Genomic DNA, 14,217 nt, shown 5'->3' with positions numbered 1-14,217 from the left:
CATGGGAGCGCGGCTGGGCCGCACCATCAAGGCCGCTCTGCTCCAGGTCCATTCCATCGCGGGCCTGGCGCTCGCGCTGCTGCTTGCCTTGATCGCGCTGACTGGCGCGGTCATGAGCTTTGAGGACGAGATCGTCGATCATCTCAACGCCGGCATCATGCAGGTCGCGCCGCGCGAGATGCCGGCACTGATGCCGGATGAGCTTGTCGGGCGGCTGAAGCCGGGGCAGGACGTCGGCCACGTCTCGGCCGTGATGCTGTCGAGCGATCCGGCCGCCGCCGTGCGGGTCCGCTTCGCCCGCGACGAGCAGGGCGCTCGGCCGACGTCGCTCTATGTCGACCCATATGACGCGCGCGTGCTGGGTGCGCCGCGCGGGGAAGAATTCTTCGCGACCGTTCGCAGGCTGCATCGCTGGCTGCTCATCCCCGGCGACGCCAAAGGCTGGGGACGCCAGGTCACCGGCGTCGTCGCGCTCGGCCTCATGGTCATGCTGCTCTCGGGCCTCGTATTGCGCTGGCCGCGCCGCGCGAGCAGCGTGAAGATGTGGCTCAAGCCCAATCTCGGTCTCGGCGGGCGCGGGCTGCATCGCTCGCTGCATGCAGTCATCGGTACCTGGGTTCTTCCGGTCTATCTTGTCATGACGCTCACGGGCCTGTGGTACTCGTTCGACTGGTACAAGGACGGCGTCGTGTGGTTGCTGTCGCGCCCCGAGGTCGGCGCTGCGAAGATGCAGCCCAGGATGTCCGCGAAGGCTCCGCGCGCAACTGTCAACTCCGGGCCGGCTCAGATGAGCTTCGACCGGGCATGGACGACGTTCCAACGCGAGGAGGGCGGCCGCTTCTCCCGGGCGCTGCTGACGCTTCCGCCCAGCCCCGGCACCGTGATACGGATCCGGTCGTGGGCGAAAGACATGACGCTCGAGGCCACGCGCGACGAGTTTCGTATCGACGCCATCACCGGCAAGTTGGTTTCCGCGGAGCGCTATCTCGACAAGACCTTCGGCGAGAAGACCATCGCGGCCATCTACGACATCCATCGCGGCGCGATCCTGGGGTGGCCGGGCAAGCTCGCGTTCATGATTGCCGCGGGCTTGATGCCGCTGTTCTCGGTCACCGGCATTTTGCTTTACCTGTCGCGCCGCAAGCTGCGGCGGCCGGCGCGGGCGCCGCTCGCGCGCCTCGTTCCGGGCGAGTGAGGGGCCGGTACCTCGATCGTCTGGCGTCATCCGGCGTCGTCAGGTCACTTCGGCTGCATGCGCCGTTCACCGATAACGACGTCGTTGTTGACGGCGTAGACAAAGCAGCCGCCATCCCTGCCGTTCCGCGCGGGATCGCTATTGCACTTTGCGAGTGCGGAGCTCTGTGCGTCCTGCAGAGTTGGATCCCCGGCCGAGATGAACAACTTGCCCCAGGGGTGTATCGCCATGGCCTTGGGCTCCATGGCCTTGTCGTAGTTCTGTACGTCGGCGCGCTGCCGCGTCACCCGCCGGATGATCGGGATCTGGGACAGGTCATACTTGCCCGCATAATGCAGGCGCGGCATGTCCCGCGCCGTCAGCTCGCCTTCCACGACGATCTCTTCGTTCACCGCCAGCAGGGCGCATGGCTTGCCATAGCGCAAGTGGCACGATTCCAGCGAGCGCTCGCCGGCGATCGATGCGTCCTCGTGTTCACAGGACCGGAAATAGCGCGCGCCGACGAGCTCCACGGCCTGCCCCTTGTTGGGTTTGCAGGCGATATAGTCCTTGATCAGCGTGTCGCGGACAAAGCCGAACACGGTCGGCGTCGTCGCTGCGACGATTGAAGCCATCGCCCGCTCGAATTGGGACTTGCGCTCCGCGTTGGTCAGCGCGGCGATGGCTGCACCCGGAAGCACCAGAAACACCACCAGAAATTTCATGATTCGCATGCTGCCCCCTCAACGCACGAATCGGAACTTTACCCGCCCAGCCCCTGCGGACAACATGCTTCTTTCCGCAGCTCCGCGGGATCGCACGCCGCAGGGCGGGAGGGCATGCCCTTACCGGGCTGGTCAAGCGGTCTGCAATCGGCCAAAAGCGACCGTTCAAACTTCCAAGGCTGCATGTCTGATGACGATCCCGACCGTCACCCCCGCCGATATCCGCCGCGCGCTGCTCCTGCGTGAAGAAATTGCGCTGCTCGATCTCAGATATGAGGCCGCCTTTGCCACCGGCCATCCGCTGTTCGCCGCCAACATGGCCGCGGACCGGATCGCTGTCGAGGCCGAGGTGCGGCTGCCGCGCAAGGACGTGGCAATCGTGCTCTATGATGACGGCGAGGGGCTGGTTGCGACCGGCGCGGAACGCCTTGCCGCGCTCGGCTACACCAACATCAGCGCGCTCGAGGGTGGGCTGAAGGCCTGGCGCGAGGCGGGCTACCAGGTGTTCGAGGACGTCAATTCCTATTCGAAGGCATTCGGCGAGCTGGTCGAGGCCCGCCGTCACACGCCATCGTTCAGCGCCGACGAGGTGGCCAAGCTGATCGCGGAGAAGGCCAACATCGCCATCCTCGACGTCCGCCGCTTCGACGAATATGCGACCATGAACATCCCGGGCTCGGTCAGCGTGCCCGGCGCGGAGCTGGTGCTGCGGGCGGGGCAGGCCGCGCCCGATCCCGACACCACCATCATCGTCAATTGCGCCGGCCGTACGCGCTCGATCATCGGTACGCAGTCGTTGATCAATGCCGGCGTGCCGAACAAGGTGCGGGCGCTGCGCAACGGCACGATCGGCTGGACGCTGGCGCGGCACGCGCTCAATCACGGCGCTGACAGGCGCGGCGCGATCGGGTCCTTCGAGGGCGGCCCGGCCAAAGCCCGCGACGTCGCCTATCGCGCCGGCGTCCGCCACATCGGTGCGGGCGAGATGGCGGCGCTTGTCGCGCAGTCCGACCGCACGCTCTTCCGCTTCGACGTGCGCGATGCCGAGGAATATGCGGCCGGTCATCTCCCGGGCTTCCGTCATTATCCGGGCGGCCAGCTGGTCCAGGAGACCGACATGGCCGCGCCGGTGCGGGGCGCGCGTATTGTGCTCACCGACGACAAGAGCGTGCGCGCCGACATGACGGCGTCTTGGCTCGCGCAGATGGGCTGGGAAGTCTATGTGCGCGAGGGCGGCTATGACGGCGCGCTGGACGTCGGCCCGCCACTGGTGCTGCCGAAGCCGGATCCTGCCCACCGCTACCGCCGCCCCTATGAGGGCACTGACGTCGCGCAAGCCGCGATGCAGGCCTATCTCGACTGGGAGTACGGCCTCGTCGAGCAACTCCGGCTGGATGGGACGCACGGGTTTTATGTGATTTGATGCGACTGGCTGCCTCGCACCAGAGCGATGGTCTATCACTGTCACTCTGAGGTGGCGCTGGTGGGATGCCAAGCACACCTCTGGTCCCCCATCTTCCTCCCGTATCCAATCCCTATTGTGCCGGGCACCGTCCGCGGTCTATGAGCTGCGGCAAAGCCGCCATTTCAGGAGATACTATGCCAGCCCCAGGCCAAAGCCCTGAGCGCAGCGCGAAGGCGCTGCTGCTCGAAGGCGTCAATGACAGCGCTGTGGACCTGTTCAGGAGCGCGGGTTTCACCAATGTCGAGCGGCTGACCAAGGCGCTGGACGGCGAGGACCTGCGCCGGGCGCTCAAGGGCGTGTCGCTGCTCGGCATCCGCTCGCGTACCCAGATCACGGACGACGTGCTCGCGGCCGCCGATCAGCTTCTCGCGGTCGGCTGCTTCAGCGTCGGAACCAACCAGGTCGATCTGCTGGCGGCGCGCAAGCGCGGTATCCCCGTGTTCAACGCGCCGTTCTCCAACACCCGCAGCGTTGCCGAGCTCGTGATCGGCGAGATCGTGATGCTGCTGCGGCAGATCTTTCCGCGCTCGGTGTCGGCCCACGGAGGCGGCTGGGACAAATCTGCGGCCGGAAGCCGCGAGGTGCGCGGCCGCACCCTCGGCATCGTCGGCTACGGCAATATCGGCTCGCAGCTCTCGACGCTCGCTGAAGCCATGGGTATGCGCGTGATCTTCTACGATCGCACCGACAAGCTCCGCCACGGCAACACCGAGCCGGTCGAGAAGCTCGAAGAGCTCTTGGCGCAGAGCGACGTCGTCAGCCTGCACGTGCCGGAGACGCCGGACACATCAGGCATGATCGGCGAGAGGGAGCTGCGGGCGATGAAGCCGGGCTCGTTCCTGATCAACAACAGCCGCGGCACCGTGGTCGATCTCGACGCGCTCGCGGCTGCGTTGCGCGACGGTCACATCGCCGGCGCCGCGATCGATGTATTCCCGGTCGAGCCGTCCTCGAATTCCGAGCGATTCAAGAGCCCGGTGCAGGGCCTCAACAACGTCATCCTCACCCCGCACGTCGGCGGCTCGACCGAGGAGGCGCAAGAGCGCATCGGTGGGGAAGTCGCGCGGAAACTGGTCGACTATTTCATCACGGGTTCGACCATGGGCGCGGTGAACTTCCCGGAAGTGCAGCTGCACCTGCGTCCCTCCGGCGCGCGCTTCAGCCACGTCCATCGCAACGTGCCCGGCATGTTGCGGCGGCTGAACGAGGTCTTCCTCCAGCGCGACATCAACATCGCCGCGCAGTATCTGGAGACCGCCGGCGACCTCGGCTACGTCGTGCTCGACGCCGATCTCGGCGGCCAGGATTCGGGCGAGCTGCTGGCGCAGATCCGCGCGCTCGAAGGCACCATCGGCGCACGGCTGGTATTCGAGCACTAAAGATCCCCTCGTTCCGGTTGCATCTTGCGGCGACTGCTCCCACACTGTGGCCGAATTCGACGTGTTCCAATCATGTCCAATTTGAGCCTCAGCTGCGTGAGTGTCCGCCATGGAACGGGACGCCGTACTGATTGATCTCGCGCTGCAGGGCGGCGGTTCGCACGGCGCCTTCTCCTGGGGCGTGCTTGATCGCCTGCTGGAGGAAAACTGGCTCAGCATCGCCGCGATCTCCGGAACCTCCGCGGGCGCGATGAATGCGGCGGTGCTGGCGGACGGCTGGACGGCGGGCGGCGCCGAGGGCGCACGTGAGGCGCTCGACCGATACTGGCGTCGTGTGTCGAAGGCCGCGGCCTTCAGCCTGCTGCAACGCTCGCCGCTCGACCGCTTGATGGGGCGCTGGACCCTCGATACGTCGCCCTTCTACATCCTCACCGACCTGATGTCGCGTGTGCTGTCGCCCTACGATCTCAATCCGACCGGCTACAATCCGCTGCGCGCGGTCCTCGCCGAGAGCATCGATTTCGAACGCCTGGTGCGCTCGCCGATCCAGCTGTTCATCACGGCGACGCGGGTGCGCACCGGGCGCGGCCGGATCTTCCGCAACGCGGAGATCACGGCGGATGTGCTGCTGGCATCGGCCTGCCTGCCGACCATGTTCCGTGCCATCGAGATCGACGGCGAGCCCTATTGGGACGGCGGTTACGCCGGCAACCCGACGATCACGCCGCTGGTTCGCGAGAGCGACGCGCACGACACCATCCTCGTCCAGATCAATCCGACCGAGCGGCCGGAGCAGCCGCGGACGGCGGCTGAAATCCTCAACAGGCTGAATGAAATCTCGTTCAACTCGCCGCTGATGAAGGAGCTGCGCATGATCGCGCTGCTGCGACAGGCGGCGGATCCCGGCAGCGGCGAGGGCGCGCGCTGGGCGAAGATGCGGATGCACCGGATCAAGAGCGACATGCTGGCGAAGTTCGGCGCCTCGTCGAAGCTCAACGCGGAGTGGGAGTTCGTCTCGATGCTGCGCGCCGAGGGGCGTATGGCGGCAGACGCCTTCCTCGCCGAGCACGGCGCCGATATCGGGCGGCGATCGACGGCCGATCTCGACGTCCTGCTGGCGGAGTGCTGAGGCATGGGTCTCCTCGGCCTCCTCGTCGGGCTCGGCCTGCTCGTCCTGTTCGCCTTCCGTGGCTGGAGCGTCCTGCTGCTCGCGCCGTTCGCGGCCCTCGTTGCCGCGCTGTTCGGCGGTGAGCCGCTGCTCGCGAACCTGACCCAGGTTTTCATGGTGAACGCGGCGGGATTTCTGGCGCAGTTCTTTCCGATCTTTCTGCTTGGCGCCGTCTTCGGCAAGTTGATGGATGACAGCGGCGCGGTGACGTCGGTTGCCGACTTCATGGCGGAGCGGCTCGGCGAGCACCGCGTGATTCTGGCGGTCGTGCTCGCCGGCGCGCTGGTCACCTATGGCGGCGTCAGCCTGTTCGTCGCGTTCTTCGTCATCGTTCCCATGGCACGCTCGCTGTTTCGCGCGGCTTCGATCCCGCGTCGCCTGATCCCGGCCGCCATCGTGCTGGGAACGTCGACCTTCACGATGTCGGCCCTGCCGGGCACGCCGTCGATCCAGAATGCGATCCCGATGCCGTTCTTCGGCACGACGCCCTTTGCCGCGCCGGGCCTCGGCATCGTTGCCTCGCTTATCATGCTCGGCACGGGGTTATGGTGGCTGCATCGCGCCGAAGCTGCGGCGCGCCGTGCCGGGGAGGGCTATGGCGATGACGTCGAGGATTCGGCCGAGCGCGCCGCCGCGGACGAGCTCGTGCGCGAACGCGCGACGACCGCGCGCGAGTTCGATCCGGCGGAACTCCAGCACGGTCATCGCAGCGAGCGGCCACCGCCCGTGCTGAACGCCATCGCGCCGCTCGTCGTCGTCGTCACCGTGAATCTTTTGATGTCGCTCGTGGTGCTGCCGCGGCTCGATGTCAGCTATCTCGCCGAGCAACGCTTTGGTGACACGAGGCTCGCGGCCGTCGCGGGCGTGTGGTCGGTTGCGGTTGCGCTGGCTGCGGCCATCGTCACGACCATCGCGCTGAACTGGGCGCGTCTGTCGGCATTGCGCCGGACCATGGACGCCGGGGCCAATGCATCGGTCCTGCCGGCGTTCAGCGTCGCCAGCCTCGTCGGATTCGGCGCGGTCGTCGCCTCGCTGCCGGCGTTCACGATCGTGCGCGACTGGGTGCTGGCGATCCAGGGCGGACCGCTGGTCTCGCTCGCCGTCGCGACCAACATCCTGGCTGCGCTGACCGGATCGGCATCGGGCGGCCTGACCATCGCCCTCGAGGCTCTCGGCCCGACCTATGTCGAACTGGCCGCGCGGACCGGCATCGACGTTGCGCTGATGCATCGCGTGGCGGTGATCGGCGCCGGGACACTCGACATCCTGCCGCACAACGGCGCGGTGGTCAGCCTGCTCGCGATCTGCGGCCTGACACATCGCGACAGCTATTTCGACATCGTCATGGTCGGCATCGTGACGTCCCTCCTGGCGCTGGTGGCGGTGATTGCCCTCGGTAGCGCGCTGGGCTCGTTCTGACGGAAAGCAGGCATCAGCGATTGACGGACGGGCGAAGGTTGCATTGAATGCGGCCAACTTTCGAACCAACGGAACAAGCCGGGTGGAAACGATGACGCGAAACAGAGCGAAGTTGTGTGCATGGCTCGTGGGCACCGCAGCCGCAATCAGCGCGAGCGGCGCGTCGGCGCTGTCGTTGGCGGAGGATGCCGAGACGGTCTGCAAGGGGCTGGTCGGCGGCACCGACGCCATGAAGATCGATGCCGCGGCGTTTCAGTCGCCGTCGCCGCTCGCCGTTGCCGAGCGCGGCCCGACGCCGTCGGGGCGCGTCACCCCTGCCAATCCCGGCTTCTGCAAGGTGCTCGGCCATATCGACCCGGTCGACCCCAATGCGCCGCCGATCAAATTCCAGGTCAACCTGCCCATCGAATGGAACGGCCGCTCGGTGCAATATGGCGGCGGCGGCTTCAACGGCATGCTGATCACCGGCCTTGCGCTGCCGCCGGCCTATCCGTTCGACAAGCCATCGCCGCTCGCGCGCGGCTTCGCCACCTACGGCACCGATTCAGGTCACGAGACCAAGCCTGGCGAGCTGCCTCAGGTCTTCGCGTTGAATGACGAAGCCTTCGAGAATTTTGCCCACCGCGCCTACAAGAAGGTGCGCGACGCGGCCGTGACCCTGATGGAGCGCGCCTACGGCAGGAAGCCCGAAAAGATGTATTTCATGGGCTCGTCCGAGGGTGGCCGCGAAGGCCTCACCATGGCGCAGCGCTACCCCGACGATTTCGACGGCATCTTCGCCCGCGTCCCCGTCATCAACTGGGTCGGCCTGCAGCACGCCGGCATGCGGTCGGGCCTCGTGACCATGGGAGAGGGCTGGATCAACCCGGCGCAGGTCAAGCTCGTTGGCGAGGCCGTGCGCGCGGCGTGCGACAAGGCCGACGGCTCCGACGACGCGCTGGTGCAGGATCCCGTCGGCTGCAAGGCGGCGTTCAAGATCGAGACGCTGCGCTGCGAGCCCGGCAAGAGCGGCGATCAGTGCCTGACCGATCCCCAGATCAAGGCGATCAACACGCTGCACGCGACCTATAAATTCCCCTTCGTGCTCGCCAACGGCCTCGATGACTATCCGGGGTGGGGCGTCTCGGGCGAGGACACGCCGGCAATCGGCCCGACCGGCGGCTGGGTCGCCTGGTGGCTGGGCACCGCGCCGCCGGCGCAGCCGCCCGCGCCGAACAACGGCATTGCCTGGATCTACGGCGCCGGCGGCATTCAATATGTGTTCGCGCGCGATCCCAAGCTCGACGTCACCACCTACAAACCCGAGGACCACAAGGCACGGCTGCTCGAAGTCTCCAGGCTGATGGATTCGACTGATCCCGATCTCAGCCGTTTCCGCGAGCGCAAGGGCAAGCTGATCATCCTCGAGCACATGGCCGACTATGCGCAAAGCCCCTATGCCGGCATCCGCTATTTCGAGAACGTCGAGCGCTTGATGGGGACGGCGACGACGGCGCAGTTCGCGCGGCTCTACACCGCGCCCGGCGTCGATCATGTCGGGTCGGGCGCGCCCGCCAATGTCGACATGCTCAGCGTGCTGGTCGACTGGGTCGAGAAGGACCAGGCGCCGGGCGACCTCGAAGTGACCGAGCAGAAGGTCGAAGCGCCCGCGTTTCCTGTCGTCCGCGCCCTGCCACTGTGCCGCTGGCCGGCCTGGCCGCACTACAAGGCGGGGTCGGTAAAGGAGACGTCGAGCTATTTCTGCGCGCAGTGAGGGTAAGGTCCGCAAACCGCCTTTTGCTTCTGTTCGACTTGAGTGATCAGCACGGCCGCCTCCCGCTCCGATTTGCCAAGGACTGACGAAGCAGATCCTTCACAAACAGGTCCGGCGTATCGTCGTCACTATGAATCACGAGTTGGGCAAGCTCGTTCTCGCCACTCATGCTATTCATAACGGCTAACGCGCGATCTATGATTGAATAATCAGTAAAACAACGCGGCCGCCAGGCGCGGACGGCCGCGACATATAACAATTGAAGGAGGGACGTTAGTGCGCACCACCTCCACCCGCCCCCTTCACCCGCCGCGTCAGCATCACGGCGATCGCGGCGAGCACCAGCACCACGCCGATCACGGCAAAGGTGTCGGAATAGCCCATCACCAGCGCCTGGCGCTTCACCGTCTTGCCAAGCGCGATGATGGCCTGCTCGCGTGCGGCATTGGGATCGGGGACACCGTGGCCCATGAAGTAATTCGTCATCTGAGCGATGCGATCACGGACCTCCTCGCGGCCGAGCGTGACGGAATGGCCGATGATGTTGGAGTGGAACTGCTCGCGCTTGGTGACGATGGTGGCGAGCACCGCGGTGCCGATGGCGCCGCCGAGGTTGCGCATCATGTTGGAGATGCCGGAGGCGGCGGGCGCATCCTGCGGCGCGACGCTGCCGAGGCTCAGCGCCGAGAGCGGCGCGAGCGTCAAGGCCTGGCCCACCGCACGCACGACGTTGGGGATGAAGAACTGATCGCCTGAGTAGTCGAGCGACATCATGATGTTCATGAACGAGCTCGCGGCGAACAGCAGCAGGCCGGCCGTCGCAATGTAGCGGGCATCGAAACGCTGCATCAGCTTCGGCACCAAAGGAATCAAGAGGAGTTGCGGCAGGCCGGTCCAGGCCAGCACGTTGCCGATCTGCTCGGCATTGTAGCCCTGCACCTGGCCGAGATAGGCGGGCAACAGATAGACCGAGCCGAACAGCGCGAAGCCCAGGAACACCGCGGCAATGGTCCCGACTCCAAAATTCCACTGCGTCAGCAGCCGCAGGCGCAGCAGCGGCTTCTCGACCACGAGCTCGATATAGATGAACAGCGACAGGCTGATCGCGGCGATGATCGCGAGCCGCACGATGAAGGGCGATCCGAACCAGTCGTCCTTGTTGCCTTCTTCGAGCACGGCCTGAAGCGAGGCAAGGCCAATCGCCATGGTCGCGATGCCGAACCAGTCGCCTTCGCGCAGCAGACCGAGATTCATCGGCTGGCGCTCCAGGGTGAAGAAGAGGATGGTCACCATGATGGCGGTGGGCATCACGTTGACATAGAAGATGGTCTGCCAGCCGTAATTCTCGGTGAGATAGCCGCCGATGGTCGGCCCGATCGCGGGCGCGAAGGTCACGGCGAGCGAGAACATGGCCAGGCCGATCGGCTGCTGGCCCTTCGGCAGCTTGGTGAAGACCAGCGTGAACGCCATCGGAATCAGCACGCCGCCGAAGAAGCCCTGGAGGCCGCGCATCGCGATCATCGACGGCAAATCGTGGGTGAAGGCGCAGGCGACGGAGAAGGCCGCGAACAGGCTCGCGAAACTCAGGATGATGTTGCGGAACGAGAACACCCGCGACAGATAGTCGGTCAACGGAATGACGATGATCTCGCCGATCAGATAGGACGTCGAGATCCAGGATCCGTTGTCGGCGCCGGTGCCGATGCCCCCCTCGATGTTGAGCAGCGAGGCGTTGGTGATCTGGATGTTCAGGATCGCCATGAAGGCGCCGATCATCGCGGCGAACACGGCGATCCAGATCGTGGCGCTGGCCCGATTGGAGTCGGCAGCGACGCGCTCAGGCGTCGCGGCCGGAATTGCTTGTGCCGGCGTCGGTATTGAGAGGCTGTTTGACATGGTACGACCCTCCGGAGACGGGTTTCGCTTTGGTCGCTGCCGCCTGGGCGGTCGGCGCTGAGCGGGTTGCGATCGTCGGGATCACGGACATGCCGGGCCGCAGCGCGATCGCAGGCGCGGTCTCGGCGTCCAGCGCGATCTTCACGGGAATGCGCTGCACGATCTTGGTGAAATTGCCGGTGGCGTTGTCGGGCGGCAGCAGCGCGAATTCCTGGCCGCTGGCCGGCGCGATGGAATCGACGTGGCCGTGCACGCGCTGGCCCGGGAACGTGTCGACCTCGATCTCGACGCTCTGTCCGGCGCGGACATGGGTGAGCTGGGTCTCCTTGAAATTGGCGACCACATAGGTGCCCGTGGCCGGCACGATCGACATCAGCTGCGTGCCCGCCTGCACATATTGGCCGACGCGCAAGGTGCGGTTGCCGACGACGCCGTCGATCGGCGAGACGATCGTGGTGTAGCCGAGATTGAGCTCCGCCTGCTGCTGGACCGCGGCTGCGCGCGCGGCGGCGGCCCTGGCCTGCACGATCTCGGCCTTGAGGAGGTCGATCTGCTTCTGTGCGGAGATGAGGTTGGCGTTGTCGCGCGCGATCGCGGCGTCGGCGCCGGCATCGCGCGCCTGCGCCTGCTGCGCATTCTGCACGCTGCCATAGCCGGTCTTGGCGAGATCCGTGTAGCGCTTGTTCTCTTGCTGCGCGAAGGTCTTCGCGGCGGTGTCGACATCGATGGTCGCCTTCGCGGCGGCAATCACCGCTTCCTGAACCTCGAGCTGGGCCTGCTTGCTCGTCACCGTCGCGTTCGCGGCGGCGACGTCGGCCCTGGCCTGGTCGAGCGCGACGCGGAAGTCGCGATCGTCGATCCGCGCCAGCACCTGGCCGGCCTTCACATGCTCGTTATCGCCGACCAGGACGCGGTCGAGATAACCGCTGACCTTCGGCGCGATGGTGGTGTTGTCGGCCTTCACATAAGCGTCATCGGTGGAGACGAGAAAACGCCCGACGGTCCAGTACTCGTAGCCGTACCAGCTCGCGCCGGCGAGGGCGGCAGCGGCCACGCCCGCCAGCAACAGCTTGCGAAGGTTCAGCTTTCGGCGCGGGGCGGGTACCGGCGCTGCGGGCAGGATGCCTTCGGGCGGGCTGGTCGGCACCACGATGGTTTCAGTCTTGGACGGGTTGGTGTGCACGGTCATGGCCGGCTCCCTGAATTAGGAAACTTGACGATTTCCAAAATAGGACTAGCTTGGGGAGAGTCAATGGAATGACAGGCATCATCTAAAAACATGGCTCAGGCAAAACCGTCCTCAGAAGGCCGCCCCCGCGGGCGGCCGCCGGTACGCAGCGACGACGAGACGAGGCGCATCGTCATCGAGGCGGCACGGCACGCCTTCGCCGTCGACGGCTACGCAGCAACCAGCACCGAAGAGCTGGCGCGCGGCGCCGGCATCTCCACCAAGACTCTCTATCGGCTTTTTCCGGGCAAGGCGGCGCTGTTCGAGGCGATGTGCGCGGACCGGCTCGACCGGTTGCTCTCCGACGTCAATCTTCAGGCCAACAATCAGGCCAACATCGAAACCAGCCTGGCTGCCGTGCTTGTCGCCTGTGCCGATCTCGCGCTCGATCCAGAGGTCGTGGCGCTGCAGCGTATGGTGCTGCAACAGTCAGCCACGTTTCCAGAGCTTGCCGCGAACTTCTACAGGGATGGCATCTCCCGTACCGCGGCGGCGCTCGCGGGCTGGCTCCGCGATCAAGTCAAGAGGAAGCGCATCGCACTTGATGACGTCGATGAAGCCGCCGGAATGATGATCGGCATGATGGTCTCGGCGCCGCAGCGCGCGGCGATCTACGCCGGGCTGACACTGCCCTCGCGGAAGGAGATCGAGAGGCGGGCGAAGGCATGCGCCGCAATTCTGCTCGACAGCTGTCGCGGGCCGTCGGGCAGTTAGCTCCGGCAGGTTTTGACAACCGGCCGGCGCTCGGCTATATATATTTCGCATGCGAAATAAATCGCCCGAGGCAAGGCATCACCGGCTGATCTACCTGCTCAACGTCGCACAGCGGCGCTTGCAGCGCTGGATGGCGGCGCAACCGCGAAATGAGGTCACGCCGGCGCAGGCCGGGCTGCTGTTCATCCTCGGCAAGCAGGACGGCGTGCTGATGGGCGAAGCGGGCGCGGCGCTCGACATGGGACCGGCCGGCATCTCCGGGCTTGTCGATCGCAGCGCTGCGGCGAGGCTGGTCGAGCGCCGGCCCGATCGCGAGGATGGGCGCGCCTTCCGCGTGTGGCTGACGCCGAAGGGACGTGCCGTGCTGGCGCAGGCGAAGACCGACGCGGCCAGGATCAACGCGGCGCTGACGGATGGATTTACAGCCGCGGAGATCGACATCGTCGCGCGCTGGCTGACGAGCATTCAGGACAAGTTTCCAAGAGACCCAGAGGAATAAGGAGAGAGCAATGACCGAGCATGTGCGAGTTGAGAACAACGGCGGAATTCTCACCCTGACGCTGGCGCGTCCCGACAAGAAGAACGCGCTGACCGATGCGATGTATGGCAAGCTCGCCGACACCATCGAAGCGGCCGAGTTCGATCCGTCCGCCCGCGTGATCCTGATCCGCGGCGAGGGCGACATGTTCACTGCCGGCAACGATGTCGGCGAGTTCGCGGCCGTCGCATCCGGCAAGTCGGAAGGAAGCCGCAACGTCGTCCGCTTCATCCAGTCGCTGGCGCGCTGCACCCGTCCGCTGGTCGCGGCGGTGCAGGGCCGCGCCGTCGGCGTCGGCACCACGATGCTGCTGCATTGCGACCTCGTTGTGCTCGCCGACAACGCGCAATTGTCGACGCCCTTCGTCAGCCTCGCCCTCGTGCCGGAAGCGGCGTCCAGCCTCTTGATGCCGGCGCGCATCGGCCATGCGCGCGCCTATGAGATGTTCGCGCTCGGCGAGACCGTGCCGGCCAGGGCCGCGCTGGAATGGGGTCTCGCCAACCGCGTGGTTCCGCTCGACAGGCTCGATGCAGAGGCGCTCGCGCTGGCGCAGCGGCTCGCCCGCCAGCCGGCCGGCGCGCTCACCGCCACCAAGAAGCTGATGCGGAACGGCGAAGCACTGGTCGCACAGATGCAGGCCGAGGGCGAGCAGTTCGCGCAGCGCCTGCGCACGTCCGAGGCACGCGAGGCTTTCACGGCCTTCGCCGAGCGCCGCCCGCCGGATTTCACGAAGGTCGCGTAATGGAACCTGGCGGGCG

At 66.1% G+C, this 14,217-nt stretch carries 12 protein-coding genes; 9 read left to right on the top strand and 3 right to left on the bottom strand.

Features of this window, described 5'->3' with window-relative positions:
* Position 1 precedes the first annotated feature (1 nt).
* Positions 2–1,195, top strand: coding sequence for a PepSY-associated TM helix domain-containing protein (locus ACRQ5Q_RS38705; protein ID WP_439395041.1), 1,194 nt, complete (start codon positions 2–4; stop codon positions 1,193–1,195).
* Between the two features lie 44 nt (positions 1,196–1,239).
* On the opposite strand, the gene ACRQ5Q_RS38700 is transcribed toward ACRQ5Q_RS38705, so the two are convergent.
* On the bottom strand, positions 1,240–1,908 hold the full coding sequence (locus ACRQ5Q_RS38700) for a hypothetical protein (protein ID WP_439395039.1): 669 nt from the start codon (positions 1,906–1,908) through the stop codon (positions 1,240–1,242).
* A gap of 181 nt (positions 1,909–2,089) precedes the next feature.
* Here ACRQ5Q_RS38700 and ACRQ5Q_RS38695 point away from each other — a divergent pair, with 181 nt between their 5' ends.
* The 5 genes from ACRQ5Q_RS38695 to ACRQ5Q_RS38675 all read left to right on the top strand — a co-directional run bounded on the left by ACRQ5Q_RS38695 (position 2,090) and on the right by ACRQ5Q_RS38675 (position 9,083).
* On the top strand, positions 2,090–3,322 hold the full coding sequence (locus tag ACRQ5Q_RS38695; RefSeq protein WP_439371509.1) for a rhodanese-like domain-containing protein: 1,233 nt from the start codon (positions 2,090–2,092) through the stop codon (positions 3,320–3,322).
* 176 nt (positions 3,323–3,498) lie between these two features.
* Positions 3,499–4,743 (top strand): phosphoglycerate dehydrogenase, encoded by a 1,245-nt coding sequence (serA, locus tag ACRQ5Q_RS38690; protein ID WP_439395037.1) that lies wholly within the window; start codon positions 3,499–3,501, stop codon positions 4,741–4,743.
* A 109-nt stretch (positions 4,744–4,852) separates the two neighbouring features.
* Positions 4,853–5,872, top strand: coding sequence for a patatin-like phospholipase family protein (locus ACRQ5Q_RS38685; RefSeq protein ID WP_439371507.1), 1,020 nt, complete (start codon positions 4,853–4,855; stop codon positions 5,870–5,872).
* Between the two features lie 3 nt (positions 5,873–5,875).
* On the top strand, positions 5,876–7,330 hold the full coding sequence (locus ACRQ5Q_RS38680; protein ID WP_439395035.1) for a GntP family permease: 1,455 nt from the start codon (positions 5,876–5,878) through the stop codon (positions 7,328–7,330).
* A 91-nt stretch (positions 7,331–7,421) separates the two neighbouring features.
* Positions 7,422–9,083, top strand: coding sequence for a tannase/feruloyl esterase family alpha/beta hydrolase (locus ACRQ5Q_RS38675; protein ID WP_439395033.1), 1,662 nt, complete (start codon positions 7,422–7,424; stop codon positions 9,081–9,083).
* A 273-nt stretch (positions 9,084–9,356) separates the two neighbouring features.
* Here the strand turns inward: ACRQ5Q_RS38675 and ACRQ5Q_RS38670 are convergent, their stop codons facing one another.
* Both ACRQ5Q_RS38670 and ACRQ5Q_RS38665 read right to left on the bottom strand, forming a co-directional pair.
* Positions 9,357–10,979 carry an MDR family MFS transporter gene (locus ACRQ5Q_RS38670; RefSeq protein ID WP_439371504.1) on the bottom strand — a complete coding sequence of 541 codons (1,623 nt, stop codon included), beginning with the start codon at positions 10,977–10,979 and terminating at the stop codon, positions 9,357–9,359.
* A complete protein-coding gene (locus ACRQ5Q_RS38665; protein WP_439371503.1) occupies positions 10,921–12,168 on the bottom strand; it encodes an HlyD family secretion protein in 1,248 nt (415 codons plus the stop codon). Before ACRQ5Q_RS38665 ends, ACRQ5Q_RS38670 begins: the two co-directional genes overlap by 59 nt.
* A 90-nt stretch (positions 12,169–12,258) precedes the next feature.
* Between ACRQ5Q_RS38665 and ACRQ5Q_RS38660 the strand changes: the two genes are divergently transcribed.
* From ACRQ5Q_RS38660 to ACRQ5Q_RS38650, 3 genes are read left to right on the top strand one after another with little or no spacing between them, the layout of a single operon-like run.
* Positions 12,259–12,921: a TetR/AcrR family transcriptional regulator gene (locus ACRQ5Q_RS38660; RefSeq protein WP_439395031.1), complete on the top strand. Its 663-nt coding sequence runs from the start codon at positions 12,259–12,261 to the stop codon at positions 12,919–12,921.
* 49 nt (positions 12,922–12,970) lie between these two features.
* On the top strand, positions 12,971–13,420 hold the full coding sequence (locus ACRQ5Q_RS38655) for a MarR family winged helix-turn-helix transcriptional regulator (RefSeq protein WP_439395029.1): 450 nt from the start codon (positions 12,971–12,973) through the stop codon (positions 13,418–13,420).
* A 10-nt stretch (positions 13,421–13,430) separates the two neighbouring features.
* Complete coding sequence (locus ACRQ5Q_RS38650) at positions 13,431–14,201, top strand: enoyl-CoA hydratase (protein WP_439395027.1); 771 nt, start codon at positions 13,431–13,433, stop codon at positions 14,199–14,201.
* Positions 14,202–14,217: the final 16 nt, after the last annotated feature.

This window comes from Bradyrhizobium sp. PMVTL-01 (genome assembly GCF_051861855.1).
In the GTDB taxonomy this organism is placed as follows: domain Bacteria; phylum Pseudomonadota; class Alphaproteobacteria; order Rhizobiales; family Xanthobacteraceae; genus Bradyrhizobium.
The sequence above is the reverse complement of the archived record's forward strand: the minus strand, read 5'-3'. Positions and strand labels throughout refer to the sequence as shown.

Coding starts and splice junctions, on each gene's coding strand:
- ACRQ5Q_RS38705 (WP_439395041.1), top strand. CDS start 2: ATGGGAGCGCGGCTGGGCCGCACCATCAAGGCCGCTCTGCTCCAGGTC.
- ACRQ5Q_RS38700 (WP_439395039.1), bottom strand. CDS start 1,908: ATGCGAATCATGAAATTTCTGGTGGTGTTTCTGGTGCTTCCGGGTGCA.
- ACRQ5Q_RS38695 (WP_439371509.1), top strand. CDS start 2,090: ATGACGATCCCGACCGTCACCCCCGCCGATATCCGCCGCGCGCTGCTC.
- serA (WP_439395037.1), top strand. CDS start 3,499: ATGCCAGCCCCAGGCCAAAGCCCTGAGCGCAGCGCGAAGGCGCTGCTG.
- ACRQ5Q_RS38685 (WP_439371507.1), top strand. CDS start 4,853: ATGGAACGGGACGCCGTACTGATTGATCTCGCGCTGCAGGGCGGCGGT.
- ACRQ5Q_RS38680 (WP_439395035.1), top strand. CDS start 5,876: ATGGGTCTCCTCGGCCTCCTCGTCGGGCTCGGCCTGCTCGTCCTGTTC.
- ACRQ5Q_RS38675 (WP_439395033.1), top strand. CDS start 7,422: ATGACGCGAAACAGAGCGAAGTTGTGTGCATGGCTCGTGGGCACCGCA.
- ACRQ5Q_RS38670 (WP_439371504.1), bottom strand. CDS start 10,979: ATGTCAAACAGCCTCTCAATACCGACGCCGGCACAAGCAATTCCGGCC.
- ACRQ5Q_RS38665 (WP_439371503.1), bottom strand. CDS start 12,168: ATGACCGTGCACACCAACCCGTCCAAGACTGAAACCATCGTGGTGCCG.
- ACRQ5Q_RS38660 (WP_439395031.1), top strand. CDS start 12,259: ATGGCTCAGGCAAAACCGTCCTCAGAAGGCCGCCCCCGCGGGCGGCCG.
- ACRQ5Q_RS38655 (WP_439395029.1), top strand. CDS start 12,971: ATGCGAAATAAATCGCCCGAGGCAAGGCATCACCGGCTGATCTACCTG.
- ACRQ5Q_RS38650 (WP_439395027.1), top strand. CDS start 13,431: ATGACCGAGCATGTGCGAGTTGAGAACAACGGCGGAATTCTCACCCTG.